Source organism: Streptomyces sp. NPDC048483, from assembly GCF_040651455.1.
Classification (GTDB): domain Bacteria; phylum Actinomycetota; class Actinomycetes; order Streptomycetales; family Streptomycetaceae; genus Streptomyces.
In genome coordinates, this window is record NZ_JBEZJZ010000055.1 from 1 (window position 1) to 19618 (window position 19618).

Here is a 19618-nt window from a genome sequence, read left to right on the forward strand (position 1 = left end):
GTGCTGTTGGCGTTGGATGTGGTGGGCACTGCTGTGGCGGTGCAGGCGTTGGGTGATGTGGGTGTGGGCGCTCGGGTGTGGGCGTTGACGCGGGGCTCGACCGTACGGATCTCCGGCGCGCCGTACTCCTGCGCCAGCGCCACGACACTCGGCGCCCCGACCAGCCGCTGGAACCCGCCCCCGGCATCCGGCCGCGCCGCGCTGCGGTCGCCGCCCCGCGAGAGCGGCGCGCCGGGCAGCGGCATGTACCCGATCTCGCCCGCGCCCCCGGTGGCACCCCGCAGCAGCTGCCCGCCCAGCACGATCGCGGCGCCGACCCCCTCGTCGGCCCACACCAGCACGAAGTCGTCGAAGTCCTGGGCGGCGCCGTCGTGCTGCTCGGCGACGGCCGCCAGATTCACATCGTTCTCGATGACGATCGGCGTCCCCAGCACCTCGCTCAGCTCTTCCTTCAGGGCCCGCGAGTGCCACCCCGGCAGATGCGGCGCATACCGCAGCTCGCCGGTCTCCGGGTCCAGCGCGCCCGGCGTGCCGATCACCGCCCCGTGCAGCTGCTCCCGTCCGAGCCCGGCCTTGGCCAGCGCGCCGTCCACGGCCGTCGCCACCAGCCGTGCCGTGCGGTTCGGCACCCCCTCGTCGACCGCATCGGTCCCCACACGCTCCTCCCCGAGCACCTGCCCGGTGACGTCGGCGACCGCCGCGGTGATCCCCAGCTGGTCCACGGCCAGCGCGGCCACATGTGCCGCCACCGGATTGACCTCGTACAGCTGTGCATTCGGCCCCGGCCGCCCGGTCACATTCCCGGTGGTCCGCACCAGCCCGGCCGCCTCCAGCCGCGCCAGCAGCTGCGAGGCGGTCGGCTTCGACAGCCCGGTCAGCTCGCCGATCTGGGTACGCGTCAGCGGCCCCTGCGACACGAGCAGATCGAGCGCGGCCCGGTCGTTCATCGCCCGCAGTACGCGCGGCGTACCGGGCGTCCCGTGTGGTCCGTGTCCTGCTGCGGCCATGACCGGTCACCCCGTTGTGTCGCGCTCTGTTAGGAAAGTTTCCAATCGGTGCTGAGGAAGGTAGGCCGCATGTCAGGGGCCCGTCAATGGCTTCGGCGGGGTGAGTTCGGTCCGCGGTGCACCGCGGCCGCCGGCGACGTCCCCGGACGGCGCGTGGCGGAGCGGCCCTGACACGGCAAAGGCCCCCGGCACCGCGGGAGATCGCGGTACCGGGGGCCTAGCGGCATACGCGGCCCGGCCGGGTTACTTCCCCATCTTCGGTCCCGCGATCGGCTCGGCGGCCACCGACTGCGGCGAGAGGGGGTTGTTGAGCGCGGAGGGGGCCGCCATGCCGGCGGTCGGGTCGGCCGGCGCCTCCTCTTCCTCCTCGGGGGCCGGGCGGGGGGCGAGGTGGATGCCCGCGTCGTCGAGGGCGTGCTTGATGCGCCAGCGCAGTTCGCGTTCGACGCCGAGGGCCTTGCCGGGCATCGTCTTCGCCGCGACGCTGAGGGTGACGGTGTCGAGGTGGACCTCGCTCAGGCCCAGGACCTGCACCGGCTCCCACAGCAGTTCGTGCCAGGGCTCGGCCTTGGCCATTTCCTCGGCGGCGGCGGTGATGATGTCCCGGGCGCGCCCGAGGTCCTGGTCGGCGGCGATCACCACGTCCACACCGGCCGTGGACCAGCCCTGGCTGAGGTTGCCGATCCGCTTGACCTCGCCGTTGCGGATGTACCAGATGGCGCCGTTGGGGCCGCGCAGCTTGGTGACGCGCAGGCCGACCTCGATGACCGTACCGGTGGCCACGCCCGCGTCGATCTCGTCGCCGACGCCGTACTGGTCCTCCAGGATCATGAAGACGCCGGAGAGGAAGTCGGTGACGAGGTTCCGGGCGCCGAAGCCGATGGCGACACCGGCCACACCGGCGCTCGCCAGCAGCGGCGCCAGGTTGATGTTCAGGACGGAGAGCACCGTCAGGGCCGCCGTGCCCATGATCACAAAGGAGGCCACGCTGCGCAGCACCGAGCCGATGGCCTCGGAGCGCTGGCGGCGGCGCTCGGCGTTGACCAGCAGACCGGCGAGCGCCGTGCCCTGGGCGGCGGACGCGGAGCGGTTCATCCGCTCGATGAACTTGGTGATGGTGCGGCGTATCACATGCCGCAGTACCACCGCGATCACGATGATCAGCAAGATCTGCAGGCCGGACGCGACCCACGTCCCCCAGTTCTCCTCTACCCAGCCGGCCGCGTTGGTGGCCTTCTGGGTGGCCTCGTCCAGGGAGGCGGAGCCGGTTGAGCCGGGTGTGGCGGCGCCCAAGGGCGCGAGGGCGGCCGTCGAAGCGGACCAGTACACAGCAGAACCTTCCATGTGGGACAGCAGACCCGGGCCTGGGGACGGCCCCGTGGACCGGGCAGACCAACCACACTAACGGGGCAACGGGTGCGGTCCGTGCCCCTGTTCGAGTCGGGAGGGTCCCGGGACGGCCGGAAAGAGCCCTGTCTGGAGGGAAGTGCGGCGGTGTGGTGGAAAACACCTCCGGCCCGTTACTCGGTCATGGTGGCGCTCCGACCAGGCACCGGGGGACACTGGGGGAGATCGTCCCGGCGCGAGCCACGCGCCGCCGGCGTACAAGGAGGCACCCGTGCCGCATGTCCTGGTCCTCAACGCGTCGTACGAGCCGCTCGGCGTCGTACCGCTCCGCCGCGCGCTCATCCTCGTACTCAATGAGAAAGCTGTGAGTCTTGAGGAGTCCGGCGCCCTGATGCACAGCGCAACCCGCGTGATACCCGCTCCGAGTGTGGTCCGCTTGAAGCGGTTTGTGCGGGTGCCCTTTCGAGGCCCCGTGCCCCTGACCCGCCGGGCGCTCTTCGCCCGCGACGGCGGGCGCTGTATGTACTGCGGTGGCGTCGCAACCAGCGTCGACCACGTCATCCCGCGCAGCCGGGGAGGTCAGCACACCTGGGAAAACGTCGTTGCCGCGTGCCGCCGCTGCAACCACGTCAAGGCAGACCGCCATGTCGCCGAGATCGGCTGGCGGCTGCGCCATCAGCCCGCGCCGCCGTCAGGACTGGCGTGGCGGATCATCGGCACCGGTCATCGCGATCCGCGCTGGCTGCCGTATTTGCAGCCGTATGGCGCGGATGATGCGCTGGCCCGGATTGACGCCGTATCGGCGTAGGTCCGGGTTTTTGCATAGGTACGGGCCGGGCCCGGTGGCAATGCCGCCGGGCCCTCGCCGTGCGCCGCCGCGTACGCCCTACTTGCGGCCCTCGACCGCATACGCCTCCACCGACCACAGCGAATACCCGAACCGGGTCCCCCGCTCGTCCCCCTGGACGCGGACATAGCGGGTGTCCTCGGCGTCCATCCGTACGGACTCGCGGCCGCCCTTGCCGTCGCGGACGACGGCCGCGGTGCGCCAGGTGTGGCCGTCAGGGGAGACCTGGACGCGGTAGCGGGCGGCGTAGGCGTCCTGCCAGTTCAGGACGACCTGGCCCAGGCGGGTGGGGCGGGGGAGCGGGAACTGGAGCCAGGCCTGGTCCTCGGCGGGGGAGGACCAGCGGGTCTTCGGGTCGCCGTCGGTGGCGGCCGAGGCGGGGAAGTCGGCGGTCTCGTCGCCGGAGGAGGTGGCCTCGGCGCCGCGTGCCAGGTCCCGGCCTCCGGTGCGCGGATAGGCCCGTACGGTCAGCTTCTGGTGCCGGCCGGCATAGGTGACGGGGATCTCGTACGCGCCGGAGCGGGCGTTCTCCGGGATGTCGACCGCGATACGGACGGTGGCCGTCCCGCCGCGCGGGGCGGTGACCTGCTGCGGGGCATGCACGGTGAAGCCCTTGGGCGCCTTGACCGTCAGCTTTTCCCGTACGTCGCCGGGGCGCCGGGAGAAGATCAGGGCGTCCACCGTCGCGGTGCCGCCGGTCTGCGCGTCCGACTCCTTGCGCGAGAGCTCCAGACCGGCCGCCGGGGTGTCGTCGAACCACGGCGTCAGGGCGTGGACGGAGGGCGCGTCGGCGCTCCCCGGCCAGGACAGCCGTACCGCGTCGGCACGCAGGCCGTCCGTACGGGACTCGGTCCAGCCGGTGGCGGAGAGCCGGCCCAGGCGGCGCCAGCCCTCGCCGGGGACATGGACCTCCAGGGAGACGGCGCCCGCCGACGGACCCGGCTCGGTCTGCGCGGTGACCGCGGTGAGCGGGCGGGCCCGATCGAAGGGGACGGTCAGCGAGGTGGGGTCGGCGCCCTCCGTGGGCCGCGGGGCGTCGGTGCGTACCCCGGTCCAGGCGTCGGCCTCGGTCATCGACCGCTCCAGGAACGGCCCGAGCACCCCCTTGCCGACCGTCGCCGGGCTCCGCCCGGTCTCCTTGCGCAGCCGCTGCGCGGTGCGCTGCGCGGCCCAGGCCGCATCGCCGTCACCCCGCGCCTGCGCCATCAGCGTGTCGACGGCCGCCTCGCCGGCCCGCCCGTAGCGGCCCAACTGCTCGGCCCAGGGCCGCACTTCGGCCGCCAGGTCGGCGGTGAGGTGACCGGGCGCGGTACTCATGGTGTGGAATGCGGCCCGCAGCGCCTTGGCCGCCTTGGCGAGGTCCGCGTCCTTGCCGGGGCGGCCGTGGTCGACGGCGGCCTTGCGGGCCTTCCAGAAGCGGTCCATGAGGGGCCGCAGGTACGCCGACTCGTCCTTGGTCAGCACGGAGGAGGCGGCATTCCCCGCCAGGGCGCGGAGCGCGGCACGGGCCCGCCGGTCGCCGCCCGCCAGGTCGTCGATGGCCGCGTCCCAGGACTGCGCCGGGCGGTAGGCCCGCGGGTTCCAGGCGTAGTCGGCGGCCGTGAACAGCGGGATACGGGAGGCCACCGGCTGTTCCATGGCGTTGGCGAGCAGCGCGCCGGAGCCGGTGGCGACGGCCGGGTCGCGGCCGGTGTAGGGGCCGAGGAAGATCCGGTCCTGGGCGTAGTCGTTGACCGGGTAGTTGTCCATGGTGAGGAGGGGGTGGCCGAACACCTGGCGGGCGGTGGACAGTTCACCGCCGGTGATGGTGCGCGGCACCACGCCGACGCCCGTCCAGGCCACCTCGACCCGGTCGCCGAGCGCCTCGGCCAGCGCCTCGCGGTACGCCGTCGAGCCGTTCTGGTAGTACTCCGTCGGCATCACCGACAGCGGCGCGGCGTGCGGATACCGCTCCTTGAGATGGCCGGCGAGCGCCCCCGCCACCCTGGCCTGCGCCCTGGCGGCCGCCCGGGGCCCCTTGCCGAAGGTCTCCTCGTCGGCGTCGCAGTGCCATTCGCTGTAGCTGACGTCCTGGAACTGCAGCTGGAAGGAGCGCACCCCCAGCGCCCACATCGCATCCACCTTGCGGCGCAGCGCCCGCATGTCCTCCTCGGAGGACATGCACATCGCCTGGCCGGGCGCGACGGCCCAGCCCAGCGTGACGTGGTTGGCGCGGGCCCGCTCGGCCAGCGCCCGGAAGTCGGCCCGCTGCGCGGCCGGGTAGGCCTCGCGCCACCGGGCCTGGCGGTAGGGGTCGTCGCCCGGCGCGTAGAGGTAGCGGTTCTGCTTGGTACGGCCCATGAAGTCGAGCTGGGCGAGCCGCTGCGCCCGGCTCCAGGGGCGGCCGAAGAACCCCTCGGTGGTGCCCCGTACCGCCGTGCCGGGCCAGTCCCGTACGACGACCGAGGCCAGCTGCCGCCTGCCGTCAGACCCCTCGGTGACCAGCTGCCGCAGCGTCTGCGCGGCGTGGAAGAGGCCGTCCGGGCCGACGCCGTCCAGCGCGACCGTGTCACGGCCGGCGACCTGGCCGACGGCGAGGCGGTAGCCGCCGGCGGGCAGATCCCCGCGGGCGGGCACCTTCAGCGCCCGCAGCGCGTCCGTGGCCGGCGCCCCGCCCACGTACAGCACGGGACCGGCGGCAGGCAGCCGCCCGCCCGGCGCCACCTCGTGGACCTTGCGGACGCCCGCGTCCCGCAGCAGCCCGCGCAGCACGTCCAGGGCGTAGGGATCGGTGTCCGGCGCCGCCACCAGCGTCGCCTCCCCGCCGAGCGGTACGGCGGCGGAGAGCTCCCGCAGCGACTGGGGGCGCGGCCAGACGGCGGGCGGTGCGGCCGCGTCGGCGGGCCGGTCCGGCCGGTCGGGGGTTCCGACGGAGGGATCCGCGGGCGCCGCCTGGGCGCTGGGCACGCCGCCGAGCAGTCCCGAGATGACCGCGGCGGCCAGCGCGGTGGTCCCTGCCACACGCGCGCGGGCGCCCGCGACGCTCCTGTTGTCCCTGCCGGTTCGACCGGTTCTCCCGATACCCCCGACGCCCCATACGCCCCGGACCCGCACGGCCGCTCTCCTCGTCCCCGTCATCTGCGCGCCGGTTCGCACCGGCCCCCCTGTGTGCCGCAGGTGCCCGTTCGGACAGACCTTCGGCGTGAGCCCACCATTGTGGCGGTAAGGGTGTCAACCGGGCGTCGGGGGTCCCCCGTGCCGTGGACGGCGGTCCGCGGCGTCCGGCGCGGCCCGCCCTTCCGCGGAGCGCCCGAAGAACTTCCGTCACCATGCCGTGTTTGTCAGGACTCTCTGCGTCACCCGAACGCCCGAACAGTGAAATCGCCTGCGGATGCGCTGTGAGCTGAGTCACGTTTAATGGGTAAAAGTGTCTGCGATCGTGTCGGGTGGGTAGGGCAGACCTGTCCCATTACCGATGAACGGGAGGCCCTCGTGGCCGCATCCGCTCAGCTGCTGCTTGATGCGCTGTCCTCCAAACCGGGCGACGCGCCGATGGAGCCCGACGTCTTCGACGGGATCTCCGGCCCCGACTCGGGGCTGGACGGCTCCGGATCCTTCGCCTTCGCCGAGCCGCCGCTCACCAGCGAGCCGCCGCTCGCCGACGCCGCGCCACTGACCAGTGAGGTCCCCATCTCCGCCGAGCTGCCGCTGACCAGCGAGCCGACGGCCACGGGTCTGGGCACGGAGTCCATGGAGGTCTGAGGACCCATGGGCCGCGCGCGGCTCGCCCGGCTGCACGGCATCGCCACGTGCTACGAACCTTCGCCGGGCACCACCCTCCACATCGGCGACGACACCGTTGTCGACGTGCTCGCCGCCTTAGGGGTCGATGCCTCGACGCCCGACGCCGTACGCGCCGCCCTGGCCGCGTACGAGGACGGAGCGGGCCGCAGCCTGCTCCCCGGCACCGTCGTCAGCCGCCCCGGCCGCCCGCCCGACCTGGGCCGCCTGCCCGAGGGCACGGCCCTGCGGGTCGAGACCGAGGACGGCGGGGACGCGCAGGCCGCGCCCGGCGACCCCACGGCGGGCCGGCCCCCGGACCGCTCACGGGAACCGGCCCTCCCTCCGGACCTCCCCCTGGGGGTCCACACCCTCCATGCGCACGCGCCCGACGGCCGCACCGCCCGGGCCCGCCTGATCGTCGCCCCCGACCGGTTACCGGCCCCGCCCGGCCGCGCGCACGGCTTCCTGGTCCAGCTCTACTCGCTCCTCTCCCGCCGCTCCTGGGGCATGGGCGACCTCGGCGACCTCGCCGACCTCGCCGCCTGGTCCGGCCGCGCCCTGGGCACCGGTTTCGTCCAGCTCAACCCGCTGCACGCCGCCGTCCCCGGCCCGCCCACCGACCCGTCCCCCTACCGCCCCTCCTCGCGCCGCTTCCCCGACCCGGTCCATCTGCGGATCGAGCAGATCCCGGAGTACGCCCACCTGACCGGCCCCGCCCGCCTACGGGCCGACGAGCTCGCCGCGCGCGCCCGTACGCTCCGCGCCGACGTCCTCGAACGCGGTGCGCTGATCGACCGGGACGCGGTCTGGGAGCTGAAGCGGGAGGCCCTGGAGCTGCTGTGCGTGGTCCCGCTCTCGCCCGGCCGGCGCGCCACGTACTGCGATTTCCTGGCCGAACAGGGCACGCCACTGGAGGACCACGCCACCTGGTGCGCCCTCGCCGAGCGGTACGGACCCGACTGGCGTGCCTGGCCCGCCGAGCTCCGCGATCCCCGCTCACCGGGTACGGCCCGGCTCCGCGCCGAACTTCTCGACCGCATCGACTTCCACTGCCGCCTCGCCTGGCTCACCGACCAGCAGCTGGCGGCCGCGCAGCGCGCCGCACGGGACGCGGGGATGGGCATCGGCCTGGTCCATGACCTCGCCGTCGGTGTCCACCCCACCGGCGCCGACACCTGGGCGCAGCAGGGCACCTTCGCCGCCGGCATGTCCATCGGCGCACCCCCCGACGCCTTCAACGCCCGCGGCCAGGACTGGGGCCTGCCGCCCTGGCGCCCCGACGCGCTCGCCGCCACCGGCTACGCCCCGTACCGCGATCTGCTGCGCGGCCTGCTGCGGCACGCCGGCGCGCTGCGCATCGACCACGTCATGGGCCTGTTCCGCCTGTGGTGGGTCCCCGAGGGCCGGCCGCCGACGGAGGGCGCCTACGTCCGCTACGACGGCGAGGCGATGCTCTCGCTGCTGGCCCTGGAGGCGCACCGGGCGGGCGCCGCGGTGATCGGCGAGGACCTGGGCACGGTCGAGCCGGGTGTCCGCGAGACGCTCGCCGGGCGGGGGGTGCTGGGCACGTCGGTGCTGTGGTTCGAGCGGGATTACGGGGCCGCCGAGGACGCCGCGCCCGAGGCCCGCATCCTCGCCCCCGAGGAGTGGCGCGACGGCTGTCTGGCCACCGTCACCACCCACGACCTGCCGACCACCGCCGCCCGGCTGACCGGCGAGGACATCGCGCTGCGCGAACGCCTCGGCCTGCTCGCAGGCCCGCCCGAGCGCGAACGCTCCCGCGCCAGGTACGAACTCGCCGAATGGCTGGCCGAGTTGGCCCGCCGCGGCCTGCTGCCCGAGGGTCCGGCCGACGAGGAGGCCGCGATCAAGGCCGTACACCGCTTTCTGCTGCGCACGCCCGCGCGGCTGGTCGGGGTCTGGCTGCCGGACGCGGTGGGCGACCGCCGCCCGCAGAACCTCCCCGGAACATGGGATGAATACCCGAACTGGCGCCTGCCGATCGCCGGCCCCGACGGCCGCCCCCAGACCCTCGAAGAGCTGGCCGCCTCGCCCCGGCTGCACGCGCTGATGCGGGAATTGTCCAACGGGCATCGCTGACGCCACGCTCGCACCAGGTCCTGCGTACACCCTTCCGGTACGCCCCGCCCTCCGGCACCATGCCCTGGACGCCACCCAGACATCCGACCATTCGCCACCCACCGCGCATGGCCGGGGAGTTGGAGGGAACCATGGCACGACGCCCGCACGCGCTCGCCGCCCTTGTACTGGCCGCGACGGCCCTGCCGGCCACCACGCCCTCCCCAGCCGCCGGACAGCCGCCGGGCCCCTGCGACCGTCCCGTCCGTCCCGCCTCCCAGATGACGGTCGAGCCGTGCGACACCCCCGGCCGCATCATCGAGAAGGCCGCCGACACCGTCCCCACCAAGGGGCAACTCGCCTGGCAGCAAAGGGAGGTGACGGCCTTCACGCACTTCGGTATGAACACCTTCACGGGCCGCGAATGGGGCTCCGGCGCCGAGGACGAAAAACTCTTCGACGTCTCCGGGCCCGCCCGGATCGATGTGGACCAGTGGATGCGGGCGTACAAGGCGGCCGGCGCCGAGCAGGTGATGCTCACCGTCAAGCACCACGACGGCTTCGTCCTTTACCCCAGCCGCTACAGCCCGCACACTGTTGCGGCCAGCCCCGGCAGCCCCGATGTCGTCGGCGCCTACGTCAAGGCCGCCCGGAAGGCCGGGCTGAAGGTCGGCCTGTATCTCTCGCCCTCCGACGGCGCCGAACTCCCGCACGCCTGGCATGCGCGATGGGTCGAGGAGATCCGCCGGAAACAGCAGGAGGGCAAGCCGCTCACCCTCCCCGAACGGGTCGCCCTGGAGGACGGCGACCACGCACCGCGCGGCCTGGGCCGGTTCGGCAACGGCAGTAAGGCCACCCCACGCACCATCCCCACCCTCGTCCCCGGCGACGACCGCGCCGCCGCCGTCCGCAACGGCACCCTGCCGGTCTTCCGCATCCGGGCGGACGACTACGAGGCCTACTACTTCAACCAGGTCTACGAGCTGTTCACTCAGTACGGCCCCGTCGACGAGCTCTGGCTGGACGGCGCCAACCCCTGGACGGACTCCGGCATCACCCAGAAATACGACGTCGCCCAGTGGTTCAGGATGATCCACCAGCTCTCCCCCGACACCGTCGTCTTCGCCGGTCCGCAGGGCGCCCGCTGGGTCGGCAACGAGAACGGCATCGCGCGGGAGACGGAGTGGAGCGTGACCCCGTCCGCCCAGGACCCCTGGACCGTCATGGCCGGCGGACTGCCCAACGACTCCACCGACCCCGACATCGGCTCCCGCGCCAGGCTCCTCGCGCCCACCACCGCATTCCTCCAGTGGTATCCGGCCGAGGCCGACGTCTCGCTGCGCCCCGGCTGGTTCCATCACCCGGGCGAGCGCCCCAAGAGCCCCGGCCGGCTCATGGACCTCTACGAGAAGAGCGTCGGCCGCAATGCCTCCCTCCTGCTGAACGTCCCGCCCGCCAAGGACGGCCGGATCGCCCCGGAGGACGTCGCCTCGCTCACCGCCTTCGGGACCGCCGTACGCAGGACCTACGGCCGGGATCTGCGCGCCGCCGGACCCGGCCCCTGGACCTTCGACCGCATCGGCCTCGCCGAGGACATCCGGCACGGGCAGCGGGTGGAGCGGTTCACCGTACGGGCGCGGACCGGCGGGACCTGGGTGACTCTCGCGCGGGGGACCACCATCGGGCACCGGCGGATCCTCGCCCTGCCGTGGCCGGTGACCGCGGACGCCGTGCGGGTCACCGTCCAGGAGGCGCGAGGGCGGACGTACCTGAGGCCGGTGACCCTGCACGCCACCCCGGGCGCGCGGGGCGGCGGGGCGTCCTATACGTTGACCTCGTGAGCCACAAGGTCAAGAAGAATGCCCTGCGCGCCGGAACCATCACGGCCGGCACTGCGCTGATGCTGATGATGTCGTCCCCCGCGTTTGCGGTGGCCATCGCCGACGACGGTGACGACCCGGGTCCGGGCCTGAACGTGATCGAGACGCTCGGCCTCTATGTCGTTGCCCCCATCGTGCTCTTCCTGGTCATCGCCGGGCTGGTCATGGCCGGCGACAAGCCCCACAAGCAGTCCGGCTCCAAGAGCTGACGCCAGGCGCGCGGTCGCCCCAGTAACGCCGTGAGGGCGCCCACCGGTTCATACGAACCGGTGGGCGCCCTTTTGTATGCCCCGTGACAACGGAGGGCGTTTCCGCAGGTGAAAAAGGGATTGCGGGGTGGGTATCGGGTGGTTTTCCACCGGTTTGCGGAGGGGGAGGCGTTTAACTGGACCCAACCTACGATGACGTAACCTACGGCCCCGTAGGTCCCCGCCTACGGTCCCGTAGGTTTCGTCGTCCCCCGGAGTTCCCCCGTGACCATCGCCCCCGCCCGCCACAACGGAGAGCGCGGCCAGGCCGCCTGGACCGACGCCCAGCTTCTCTATGCCCTCGAAGAGGTCGTGGAGAAGGAACTCAACCGGCATCTGACGGTCGCCAAGGAATGGATGCCGCACGAGTACGTGCCCTGGAGTGACGGGCGCAACTTCGACGGGGTGATGGGCGGCGAGGCCTGGGCGCCCGAGCAGTCCAAGGTCACCGACATCGGCCGGATCGCCCTGGTGGTCAACCTCCTCACCGAGGACAACCTCCCCAGCTACCACCACGAGATCGCCACCCTCTTCGGCCGCGACGGCGCCTGGGGCACCTGGGTGCACCGCTGGACCGCGGAGGAGGGCCGGCACGGCATCGTGATGCGCGACTACCTGCTCACCAGCCGCGCCGTGGACCCGGTCGAGCTGGAGCGGTTCCGTATGGCGCACATGTCGGAGGGCTTCGAGTCCGACAACTCGCACAGCATGCTGCACTCCGTGGCGTATGTCGCCTTCCAGGAGCTGGCCACCCGGATCTCGCACCGCAACACCGGCCACCACTCCGGCGACCCCGTCTGCGACCGGATGCTCGCCCGGATCGCCACCGACGAGAACCTGCACATGGTCTTCTACCGCAACCTGCTCGGCGCGGCCTTCGAGATGGCCCCCGACCAGACCATGTGCGCCGTACGCGACGTCGTCACCGGCTTCCGGATGCCCGGCCACGGCATGCCCGGCTTCGAGCGGGCCGCCGCCCGGATGGCCATCGGCGGGATCTACAACCTGCGCATCCACCACGACGATGTGCTGCAGCCCGTACTGCGCTTCCTCAAGGTGCTGGAGATCGGCGGCCTCGGCCCCGCCGGGCTGCGCGCCCAGGAGGAGCTGGGGCTGTACATGAACGGCTTGGACGGGCAGGCGCGGAAGTTCGACGAGCGCCAGGCGGCCATCCAGGCCCGGCGCGCCGCCAAGGCGGCGTCCTGAGCCTCGCGCCTCCGTAATACCTTTCAGTTCAGCTAAACGGATCTGGCTGAACTATTCGATGGACCTGATGCTTGTTGGGCTGCCACGGTGGATCCGTACACACCGCCGAGGGAGAGGAAACCGTGGCAGTCCTGGAGAGGGCCCGCACCCACCACACACCGGCCGGACGGGGTTCGTCCGCGCAGGGCATCGGACTGATGCTGGCCCTTACGGCCACCGTCATCTGGTCCGGCAACTTCGTCATCGCCCGCGCCCTGCACGACACCGTCCCGCCCGTCCAGACCGCCTTCTGGCGCTGGATCATCGCGCTGCTCGCGGTCGCCCCGCTCGCCCTCCCGCAGGTCCGCCGCCAGTGGCCGGCCATCCGCCGGCACCTCGGCTTCCTGGCCCTGGCCGCACTGCTCGGCGTCACCCTCTTCAACACCCTCATCTACCAAGCGGGGCGCAGCACTTCAGCCACCAACATGGCCATGATCGCGGCCGCCGCACCCGCCATGATCGCGCTGTTCGCGCGCGGCGGCGAGAAGCTCGGCGCACGGGGAACCGCCGGGATGGTGATCGCGCTGGCGGGGGTGGTGACCCTGGTCGGCAAGGGCTCACCGACCGCCGTCCTGCGGCTGGACCTCGCCCCCGGTGACCTGTGGATGGTGGCCGCCACCGCCGCCTTCGCCGGATACAGCGCGCTGCTGCGCCGCCGCCCCGAGGGGATCGGCGGTCTGCCGTTCCTCTTCATGACCTTTGCGCTGGGCGCGGCGATGCTGGTCCCCGCGTACGCCGTCAGCCTCGTTCTCCAGGGCGGCTTCGAGCCGGTTGCCGGCACCGTCGGCCCGCTCCTCTACATCGGGATCTGCTCCTCCGCCGTCGCGTACTTCACCTGGAACAAGGCCATCGCCCTGGTGGGCGCCACCCGCGCCGGGGTCGTCTACTACCTCCAGCCGGTCTGTGTCGCCCTCCTCTCCTTCGCGGCGCTCGACGAGGCGGTGGGCGGCACCCAGGTGGTCTGCATGATCCTGATCATCGCGGGCGTCGCGCTCGGCGCCGGCCGCAGACGCTGACCGTGCGGCCCGCCGCATACGCTGCCCGCATGGCCGACTGGGACATCAAGAAGCTGCGCATCCTGCGCACCCTCCAAGAGCTGGGCACGGTCACCGCGACCGCCGAGGCGTTGCACATGACGCCCTCGGCGGTCTCGCAGCAGTTGACCGGGCTCGCCAAACAGCTCGGGGTCACGCTCCTGGAGGCGCACGGGCGGCGGGTGCGGCTGACCGACGCCGCACAGCTGGTGCTGCGGCACGCCGAGGCCGTTTTCGCGCAGCTCGAGCGGGCGGACGCGGAACTCCTCGGCTACCTCCAGGGGGAGGCCGGGCAGGTGCGGGTCGGCGCGTTCTCCACGGCCATCCCCGCGCTGGTGGTGCCCGCCGTACAGGAGCTGCGTCGTACGCATCCGGGCCTGGCCGTGGCCGTACGGGAGGCGGAGGCGGAGGCCGCGTACGAGCTGCTCGCCCAGGGCAGCGTCGATCTTGCACTGTCGCTGGCCGCGCACGCCCCGACGCCCCGCGACCCGAAATTCAGCCGGGTCTCGCTGCTCGCCGACCCGCTGGACGTGGCGCTGCCGGCCGGCCATCCGCTGGCCGCCGAACCGGGGCTGCGGCTGGCCGACCTGGCGAACGAGCCCTGGATCTTCGGCAGCAGCGGGCCCTGGTCGCAGATCACCACCACGGCGTGCGAGAGCGCGGGGTTCGTCCCGGAGCAGGCGCATGCGGCCGCGGACTGGGGCGCGATTCTGGCGATGGTCGCGGCGGGGATGGGGGTGGCGCTGGTGCCGCGGATGGCGATGGCGGGCGGCGGCGGTACGCGCGGTGAACGGGGCGGCGCCGGGGTCGCCCTGCGGGTGCTGCACGCCGACCAGCCGCGCCGCCATGTGGTGGCGGCCGCCCGGCGCGGCTCCGAGGGGGCGCCGGGCCTGGCCAGGGTGCTGGCGGCGCTGCGCCTGGCGGCGGCCGCCCAGACGCAGGGCGAAGCTCACATCCGCTGACGGTTTAATCGGCGCGACCGTTCAATCTTGCTGAACATAACCGTCAAGAACTTTCGATGGACCTGTGGGGTGGGAGCCTGCGACCGTGGACGGGTCCGCACCACCCTCCGCACCGAAGGGCAACGATGACCGCCAACCCGGCCGCCGACTCCACCGATCCGCACGCCAACGACGCCAACCCGTACGGCGGCGGAGACCCCTACGCCGACTACCGCGGCGGGGACTTCCCCTTCACCTCGCTCGTCGACCTCGCCGACCGCCGCTTCGGCGCCGGGGTCATCGCCGCGAACGACGAGTTCTTCGCCGAGCGTGAGAACCTGCTGAAGCCGACTCCGGCGGTCTTCGACCCCGAGCACTTCGGCCACAAGGGCAAGATCATGGACGGCTGGGAGACCCGGCGCCGCCGCGGCGCCGACGGCGACCACCCCTTCCCGACGGACGACGAGCACGACTGGGCGCTGATCCGCCTCGCCGCCCCCGGTGTGATCCGCGGCGTCATCGTCGACACCGCCCACTTCCGCGGCAACTACCCGCAGCAGGTCACCCTCGAAGCGACCTCGCTGCCCGGCAGCCCCAGCCCCGAGGACCTGCTCGCCGACGACGTGAAGTGGGAGGAGCTGGTCCCGCGCACGCCCGTCCGCGGCCACGCCGCCAACGGCTTCGAGGTCACCGTCGAGCGCCGCTTCACGCACCTGCGCCTCAAGCAGCACCCCGACGGCGGCATAGCCAGGCTCCGGGTCTACGGCGAGGTCGTCCCGGACCCGGAGTGGCTGGACGTCCTCGGCACCCTCGACCTGGCCTCCGTCATGCACGGTGGCACCGTCGAGGACGCCTCCGACCGCTTCTACTCCTCGCCCACCCAGATCATCCAGCCCGACCTGTCCCGCAAGATGGACGACGGCTGGGAGAACCGCCGCCGCCGGGTCAAGGGCACCAACGACTGGGTGCGCTTCCGCCTCGCCGCACAGGGCGAGATCCGCGCCATCGAGATCGACACCGCGTACCTCAAGGGCAACTCCGCGGGCTGGGCGGCCCTGTACGGCTGCGACGGGACGCCGGACGACGAGTCCTCGTGGTTCGAGATCGTGCCGCGCACGAAGCTGCAGCCCGACACCCCGCACCGCTTCACGCTGCCGCGCCGGGTCACCGCCACGCACGTACGCCTCGACGTCTTCCCCGACGGCGGCCTCGCCCGTATGCGCGTCCACGGCGCCCTCACCGAGGCCGGCCGCGCCGAGCTCGTGCGCCGCTTCGACGAGCTCAGCGGCTGACCCGCACCCCTGCTTCCGGCGGGCCCCGCAGGAGGGGGGCGGGGCCCGACGGACATTCCCCCAAGCTCTTGAGGAGCAGGGGGACCCCCACTGAGCTCGTGAAGAGCCGGGGGACCCGAGCCGCCCGGCGGACGGCAACGCACCGAGCGCCCGTCCGCCGGGCGTCACCAAGTGACCGCCCCGGTGACCACGCCCCGCACCCCGCCCGCAGCTATGGACCTGTTGACCGGCTCTTCTTTGGACCTGTCCACGGGGCCATCACGGCGGCAGGGTCGAGGCATGTTCACTCTGAGCCCCGAATTCCTGCTGACCTCCCTCATCATGGTCATCACCCCCGGCACCGGCGCCCTCTACACGATTGCCGCCGGCCTCTCCCGCGGCACCCGCGCCGGCCTGGTGGCGGCCGTCGGCTGCACCCTCGGCATCGTGCCGCACATGATCGCCGCGATCACCGGCCTCGCGGCCCTCATGCACACCAGCGCGCCGGCCTTCCAGATCCTCAAGTACGCGGGCGTCGCCTACCTCCTGTACATGGCGGTGGCCACCCTGCGCGACAAGGGCTCCCTGACCCTGGAGCAGGACAGCCCCCCGCCCTCCGCCCGCCAGGTCATCGTCTCCGCCGTGCTCATCAACATCCTCAACCCGAAGCTGACGCTGTTCTTCTTCGCGTTCCTGCCGCAGTTCGTCGACGCCCCGGGCGCCGGCGGCCCCGCCGGCCGGGCGGCGTACCCGCGCATGATCGTGCTGAGCGCCGTCTTCATGCTGATGACCCTCGTGGTCTTCGCGGCGTACGGACGCTTTGCCGCGGCCATGCGCAGCCGGGTCATCTCGCGCCCTGAGGTCCTGACGTGGATGCGCCGGACCTTCGCGGTGGCGTTCGCCGCGCTGGGCGCGAAGCTGGCGCTCATCTGACGAGGGCGTTCACGAGGCCTCCGTGGGCACGGCCAGCGATTGCAGATAGCGCATCAGGGTCATCAGGACGTCACGGCTCGACGTGCGCAGACGTGCGTCGCACTCGACGATCGGGACGGACGCGGGCAGGTCGAGGGCGCCACGCAGCTCCTCGAGGGGGTAACCCGGCGTATCGGGGAAGGTGTTGACGGCCACCACGAACGGCACTCTCCGCTCCTCCAGGCGCCCGATCACATCGAAGCTCACCTCGAGGCGGCGGGTGTCGACCAGCACCACCGCGCCGAGCGCGCCCTCGAACAGGCCGCGCCACAGGAACCAGAAACGTTCCTGCCCCGGGGTGCCGAACAGATAGAGCACCAGCTGCTCGTTGATGCTGATGCGGCCGAAATCCATCGCCACGGTGGTCGTGGACTTGCCCGCGATCCCGGCTGTGTCGTCGACGCCGACCCCGGCCTGGGTCATTGTCTCCTCGGTGGTCAGCGGCCGGATCTCGCTGACCGAGCCGACCAGGGTCGTCTTGCCGACCCCGAAACCGCCGACGATCACCACCTTGACCGCGGCCGCCGCGGTCTCGGGCAGCGCGTCCTCGCTCCGCGGCCCGGCAAGCTGCTGCCCGGTGGCCTGCTCAGAGCTTCTGAAGTCCATCGATCACTGCCTCAATCAACGCGATGTCGGGAAGTTGTGCGGGGGGCACCGGGGGCCGGGCGACGACCCGCTGTTCGGCAAGCAGATCGCTGAGCAGCACGGTCACCACACTGACCGGCAGGCCCAGATGCGCGGAGATCTCCGCGACGGACAGCGGCCGGTGGCAGATGCGGACGATCGCCGCCTGCTCCGGCTGCATACCCGGCCGCGGGCCCGACTTGGCCACGATCAGAGTGACCAGATCGAGCTCGGTGGGCGCGGACGAACCGCTGCGCCCACCGGTGATCACATAGAGCCGCTCGGGCCCGCCCTCGTCCCATTCCTGGCCGGAGGGTTGGGTCACCTGGCGGCCTGCCCGTCCTGTCGCGGCGGGCTGCTGAGGTGCTCTCCGATCCGCAGTACGAGGTCGCGCATCCGCTGCCCCATCAGGCCCGCGTCCACGCCGTCGTCGGCGAGCACCGCGAGAAACGCGCCTGCGCCCGCCGCCATCAGATAGAAGAAGCCGCCGTCCATCTCGATGACGACGAGCCGGATCTGCCCCTCGCTGTGCGGGAGTTCGGACGCAACCGCGCTCGCGAGGCTCTGCAGTCCCGCACAGGCCGCGGCCAGGCGGTCCGCGGTGTCGGTGTCCCCGCCGTGCTGGGCCATGCGCAGGCCGTCCGCGGAGAGCACCACCACCTGGCGGGTCTGCGGAACGCTCTCGGCCAGGTCCTTGAGCATCCAGTCCATGTTGCCGGCCCGACCGGTGCTGCCGGTGTAACTCAGGTGGCCCTGCTGCTGCATCACTGCTCGTTCCCCTTGCTTGCCGACGCGGGCGCCGAGGCGGCGACGTCGCGATCGTGATCCTGATCCGGCGTGGTCCCGCCGTTCTGCGTGGTCTCGCCCGACACGCCGCTCTGGAACGCGGCCAGCCACAGACCGGGCTGGACGGCGCTTGCGGAGTCGGCCGCGGGCGCCGGCCCGGTCGGGGCCGGCGCCGCTTCGGCCGGGGCGATCGGGTTCTTGCGGCGGCGCTGCGGCAGGCCGTTCGCCGTACGTTCGGTGACCACGGGCGGCTCCGTGTCCAGGGTCGGGCCGGTGGCGGCACGCTCCACCGGTACCTGCGGCGACGGGGCGTTCGCGGCGAGCCGCGGTACCGACGACGTGCCGATGCCGTGCGCGCGTCCCGTGGCGCCGGCCGCCGTGGTCAGGAGCTCCTGCGGGACGATCAGCACGGCCCGCACACCGCCGTACGCCGACGGCCGCAGCGACACCTGGAAGCCGTACACCTGGGCCAGCCGCCCGACCACGGCGAGGCCGAGGCGCGGGGTCTCGCCGAGGTCGTTGACGTCGATGCCCTGCTGGGCCTGGAGCAGCATCCGCTCGGCGCGGGCGCGGGCCTCCTCGCTCATCGAGACACCGCCGTCCTCGATCTCGATGGCGATGCCCGACTGGACGTCGACGGCGGTGAGGTGGACGCGGGTGTTGGGCGGCGAGTAGCGGGTGGCGTTGTCGAGCAGCTCGGCGAGGGCGTGGATCAGCGGTTCGACGGCGGTGCCGACGACGGCGATCTCGGAGACCGAATGCAGCTCGACGCGCTGGTAGTCGATGATCCGGGACATGGCGCCACGGAGCACGGAGTAGAGGGGCACCGCCTTCGACCACTGGCGGCCCGGACGGGCGCCGCCCAGGACGGCGATGGAGTCGGCGAGCCGGCCGATCAGCGCGGTGCCGTGGTCGAGCCGGAGCAGATCGCCGAAGACGTCCGGGCGCTGTCCGTGCCGGTCCTCCATCTCCCGCAGTTCCTGTGCCTGCTGGTGGACGATGGCCTGCACCCGGCGGGCGATGTTCACGAAGGCGCGCTGCGCGGAGTCGCGCAGGTCCTCCTCGGCGGCCACCGCGTCGAGCACCGAGCGCAGCACCGCGAGGTGGGCGGCCGGGACGTCGAGCCCGGTCAGCACCTCCTCGGGAAACTCTCCGCCCCGCAGCCGGCCGACCACGTCGGGCAGCAACTGCTCGGCGAGCCGCACGGTTTCGGCCTCCTGGTGGGCGAGCGCCTCCTGATGGGCGGCGTCCGAGGCCTCCAGCTCGGCCATGCGGCGGCCCCTGCGGTGCGCCTCGGCGCAGGCGCCGCCGGTGAGGACGACGGCCACCACACCGAGGACGGCGACGGTCGTGGACGCGGAGTCCGGGCCCAGCGCCGCGGCCGCAGCGGTGGCCACCGCGAGGGCGGCAGGCGGCAGCAGCCAATAGGGGAAGGGAGACTTGGGATTTCCTGGGGCCGTCCCCGCACTCACCCTCTGCACTTCAACTCCCGTACACGGCCGACGATCACCTTACGGTTTCGTAGCGTAACGCGTTCGAGTGAGCGGAGTTGACGGCGAGCCTGAGTGTTGGCGC

The 19618-nt window shown here is 72.6% G+C and carries 17 protein-coding genes; 10 read left to right on the forward strand and 7 right to left on the reverse strand.

Annotated features, from left to right (window positions below):
* Window positions 1-947, reverse strand: a 947-nt coding sequence (locus AB0D04_RS25100) for an ROK family transcriptional regulator (RefSeq protein ID WP_362707399.1), incomplete at its 3' end; no start/stop codon positions are given.
* Between the two features lie 303 nt (window positions 948-1250).
* Window positions 1251-2336 (reverse strand): mechanosensitive ion channel family protein, encoded by a 1086-nt coding sequence (locus tag AB0D04_RS25105; RefSeq protein WP_362707401.1) that lies wholly within the window; start codon window positions 2334-2336, stop codon window positions 1251-1253.
* 289 nt (window positions 2337-2625) lie between these two features.
* On the opposite strand from AB0D04_RS25105, the gene AB0D04_RS25110 reads away from it, so the two are divergent.
* Entirely contained in the window at window positions 2626-3162 is a 537-nt protein-coding gene (locus AB0D04_RS25110; protein ID WP_018088296.1) for an HNH endonuclease, read from the forward strand.
* Between the two features lie 78 nt (window positions 3163-3240).
* Here the strand turns inward: AB0D04_RS25110 and AB0D04_RS25115 are convergent, their stop codons facing one another.
* Entirely contained in the window at window positions 3241-6201 is a 2961-nt protein-coding gene (locus tag AB0D04_RS25115; protein ID WP_362707304.1) for a beta-N-acetylglucosaminidase domain-containing protein, read from the reverse strand.
* A gap of 471 nt (window positions 6202-6672) precedes the next feature.
* Between AB0D04_RS25115 and AB0D04_RS25120 the strand changes: the two genes are divergently transcribed.
* From AB0D04_RS25120 to AB0D04_RS25160, 9 genes are all read left to right on the forward strand, one after another.
* Window positions 6673-6942, forward strand: a complete 270-nt coding sequence (locus tag AB0D04_RS25120) for a hypothetical protein (RefSeq protein WP_362707307.1) — start codon at window positions 6673-6675, stop codon at window positions 6940-6942.
* 6 nt (window positions 6943-6948) lie between these two features.
* Window positions 6949-9063 (forward strand): 4-alpha-glucanotransferase, encoded by a 2115-nt coding sequence (gene malQ / locus AB0D04_RS25125; RefSeq protein WP_362707309.1) that lies wholly within the window; start codon window positions 6949-6951, stop codon window positions 9061-9063.
* A gap of 131 nt (window positions 9064-9194) precedes the next feature.
* Window positions 9195-10883: an alpha-L-fucosidase gene (locus AB0D04_RS25130; RefSeq protein ID WP_362707312.1), complete on the forward strand. Its 1689-nt coding sequence runs from the start codon at window positions 9195-9197 to the stop codon at window positions 10881-10883.
* Entirely contained in the window at window positions 10880-11131 is a 252-nt protein-coding gene (locus AB0D04_RS25135; protein WP_362707315.1) for a hypothetical protein, read from the forward strand. Before AB0D04_RS25130 ends, AB0D04_RS25135 begins: the two co-directional genes overlap by 4 nt.
* Before the next feature lie 264 nt (window positions 11132-11395).
* Window positions 11396-12376 carry an acyl-ACP desaturase gene (locus AB0D04_RS25140; RefSeq protein WP_362707317.1) on the forward strand — a complete coding sequence of 327 codons (981 nt, stop codon included), beginning with the start codon at window positions 11396-11398 and terminating at the stop codon, window positions 12374-12376.
* A gap of 122 nt (window positions 12377-12498) precedes the next feature.
* Window positions 12499-13431, forward strand: a complete 933-nt coding sequence (locus tag AB0D04_RS25145; protein WP_362707320.1) for a DMT family transporter — start codon at window positions 12499-12501, stop codon at window positions 13429-13431.
* Window positions 13432-13460: 29 nt separating this feature from the next.
* Complete coding sequence (locus AB0D04_RS25150) at window positions 13461-14411, forward strand: LysR family transcriptional regulator (RefSeq protein ID WP_362707322.1); 951 nt, start codon at window positions 13461-13463, stop codon at window positions 14409-14411.
* Window positions 14412-14536: 125 nt separating this feature from the next.
* A complete protein-coding gene (alc, locus tag AB0D04_RS25155; protein WP_362707325.1) occupies window positions 14537-15682 on the forward strand; it encodes an allantoicase in 1146 nt (381 codons plus the stop codon).
* Window positions 15683-15970: 288 nt separating this feature from the next.
* Complete coding sequence (locus tag AB0D04_RS25160; protein ID WP_362707404.1) at window positions 15971-16594, forward strand: LysE family translocator; 624 nt, start codon at window positions 15971-15973, stop codon at window positions 16592-16594.
* A gap of 9 nt (window positions 16595-16603) precedes the next feature.
* On the opposite strand, the gene AB0D04_RS25165 is transcribed toward AB0D04_RS25160, so the two are convergent.
* The 4 genes from AB0D04_RS25165 to AB0D04_RS25180 are packed head-to-tail and all read right to left on the reverse strand — an operon-like array spanning window position 16604 to window position 19515.
* Complete coding sequence (locus AB0D04_RS25165) at window positions 16604-17239, reverse strand: ATP/GTP-binding protein (RefSeq protein ID WP_362707327.1); 636 nt, start codon at window positions 17237-17239, stop codon at window positions 16604-16606.
* Window positions 17220-17582 (reverse strand): DUF742 domain-containing protein, encoded by a 363-nt coding sequence (locus AB0D04_RS25170; protein ID WP_362707330.1) that lies wholly within the window; start codon window positions 17580-17582, stop codon window positions 17220-17222. Before AB0D04_RS25170 ends, AB0D04_RS25165 begins: the two co-directional genes overlap by 20 nt.
* A complete protein-coding gene (locus AB0D04_RS25175; RefSeq protein WP_362707406.1) occupies window positions 17579-18022 on the reverse strand; it encodes a roadblock/LC7 domain-containing protein in 444 nt (147 codons plus the stop codon). The genes AB0D04_RS25170 and AB0D04_RS25175 overlap by 4 nt, the downstream gene beginning before the upstream one ends.
* The gene (locus AB0D04_RS25180; RefSeq protein WP_362707332.1) at window positions 18022-19515 is read right to left on the reverse strand and encodes an ATP-binding protein; all 1494 of its coding nucleotides are present in this window, start codon (window positions 19513-19515) and stop codon (window positions 18022-18024) included. The genes AB0D04_RS25175 and AB0D04_RS25180 overlap by 1 nt, the downstream gene beginning before the upstream one ends.
* Window positions 19516-19618 lie beyond the last annotated feature (103 nt).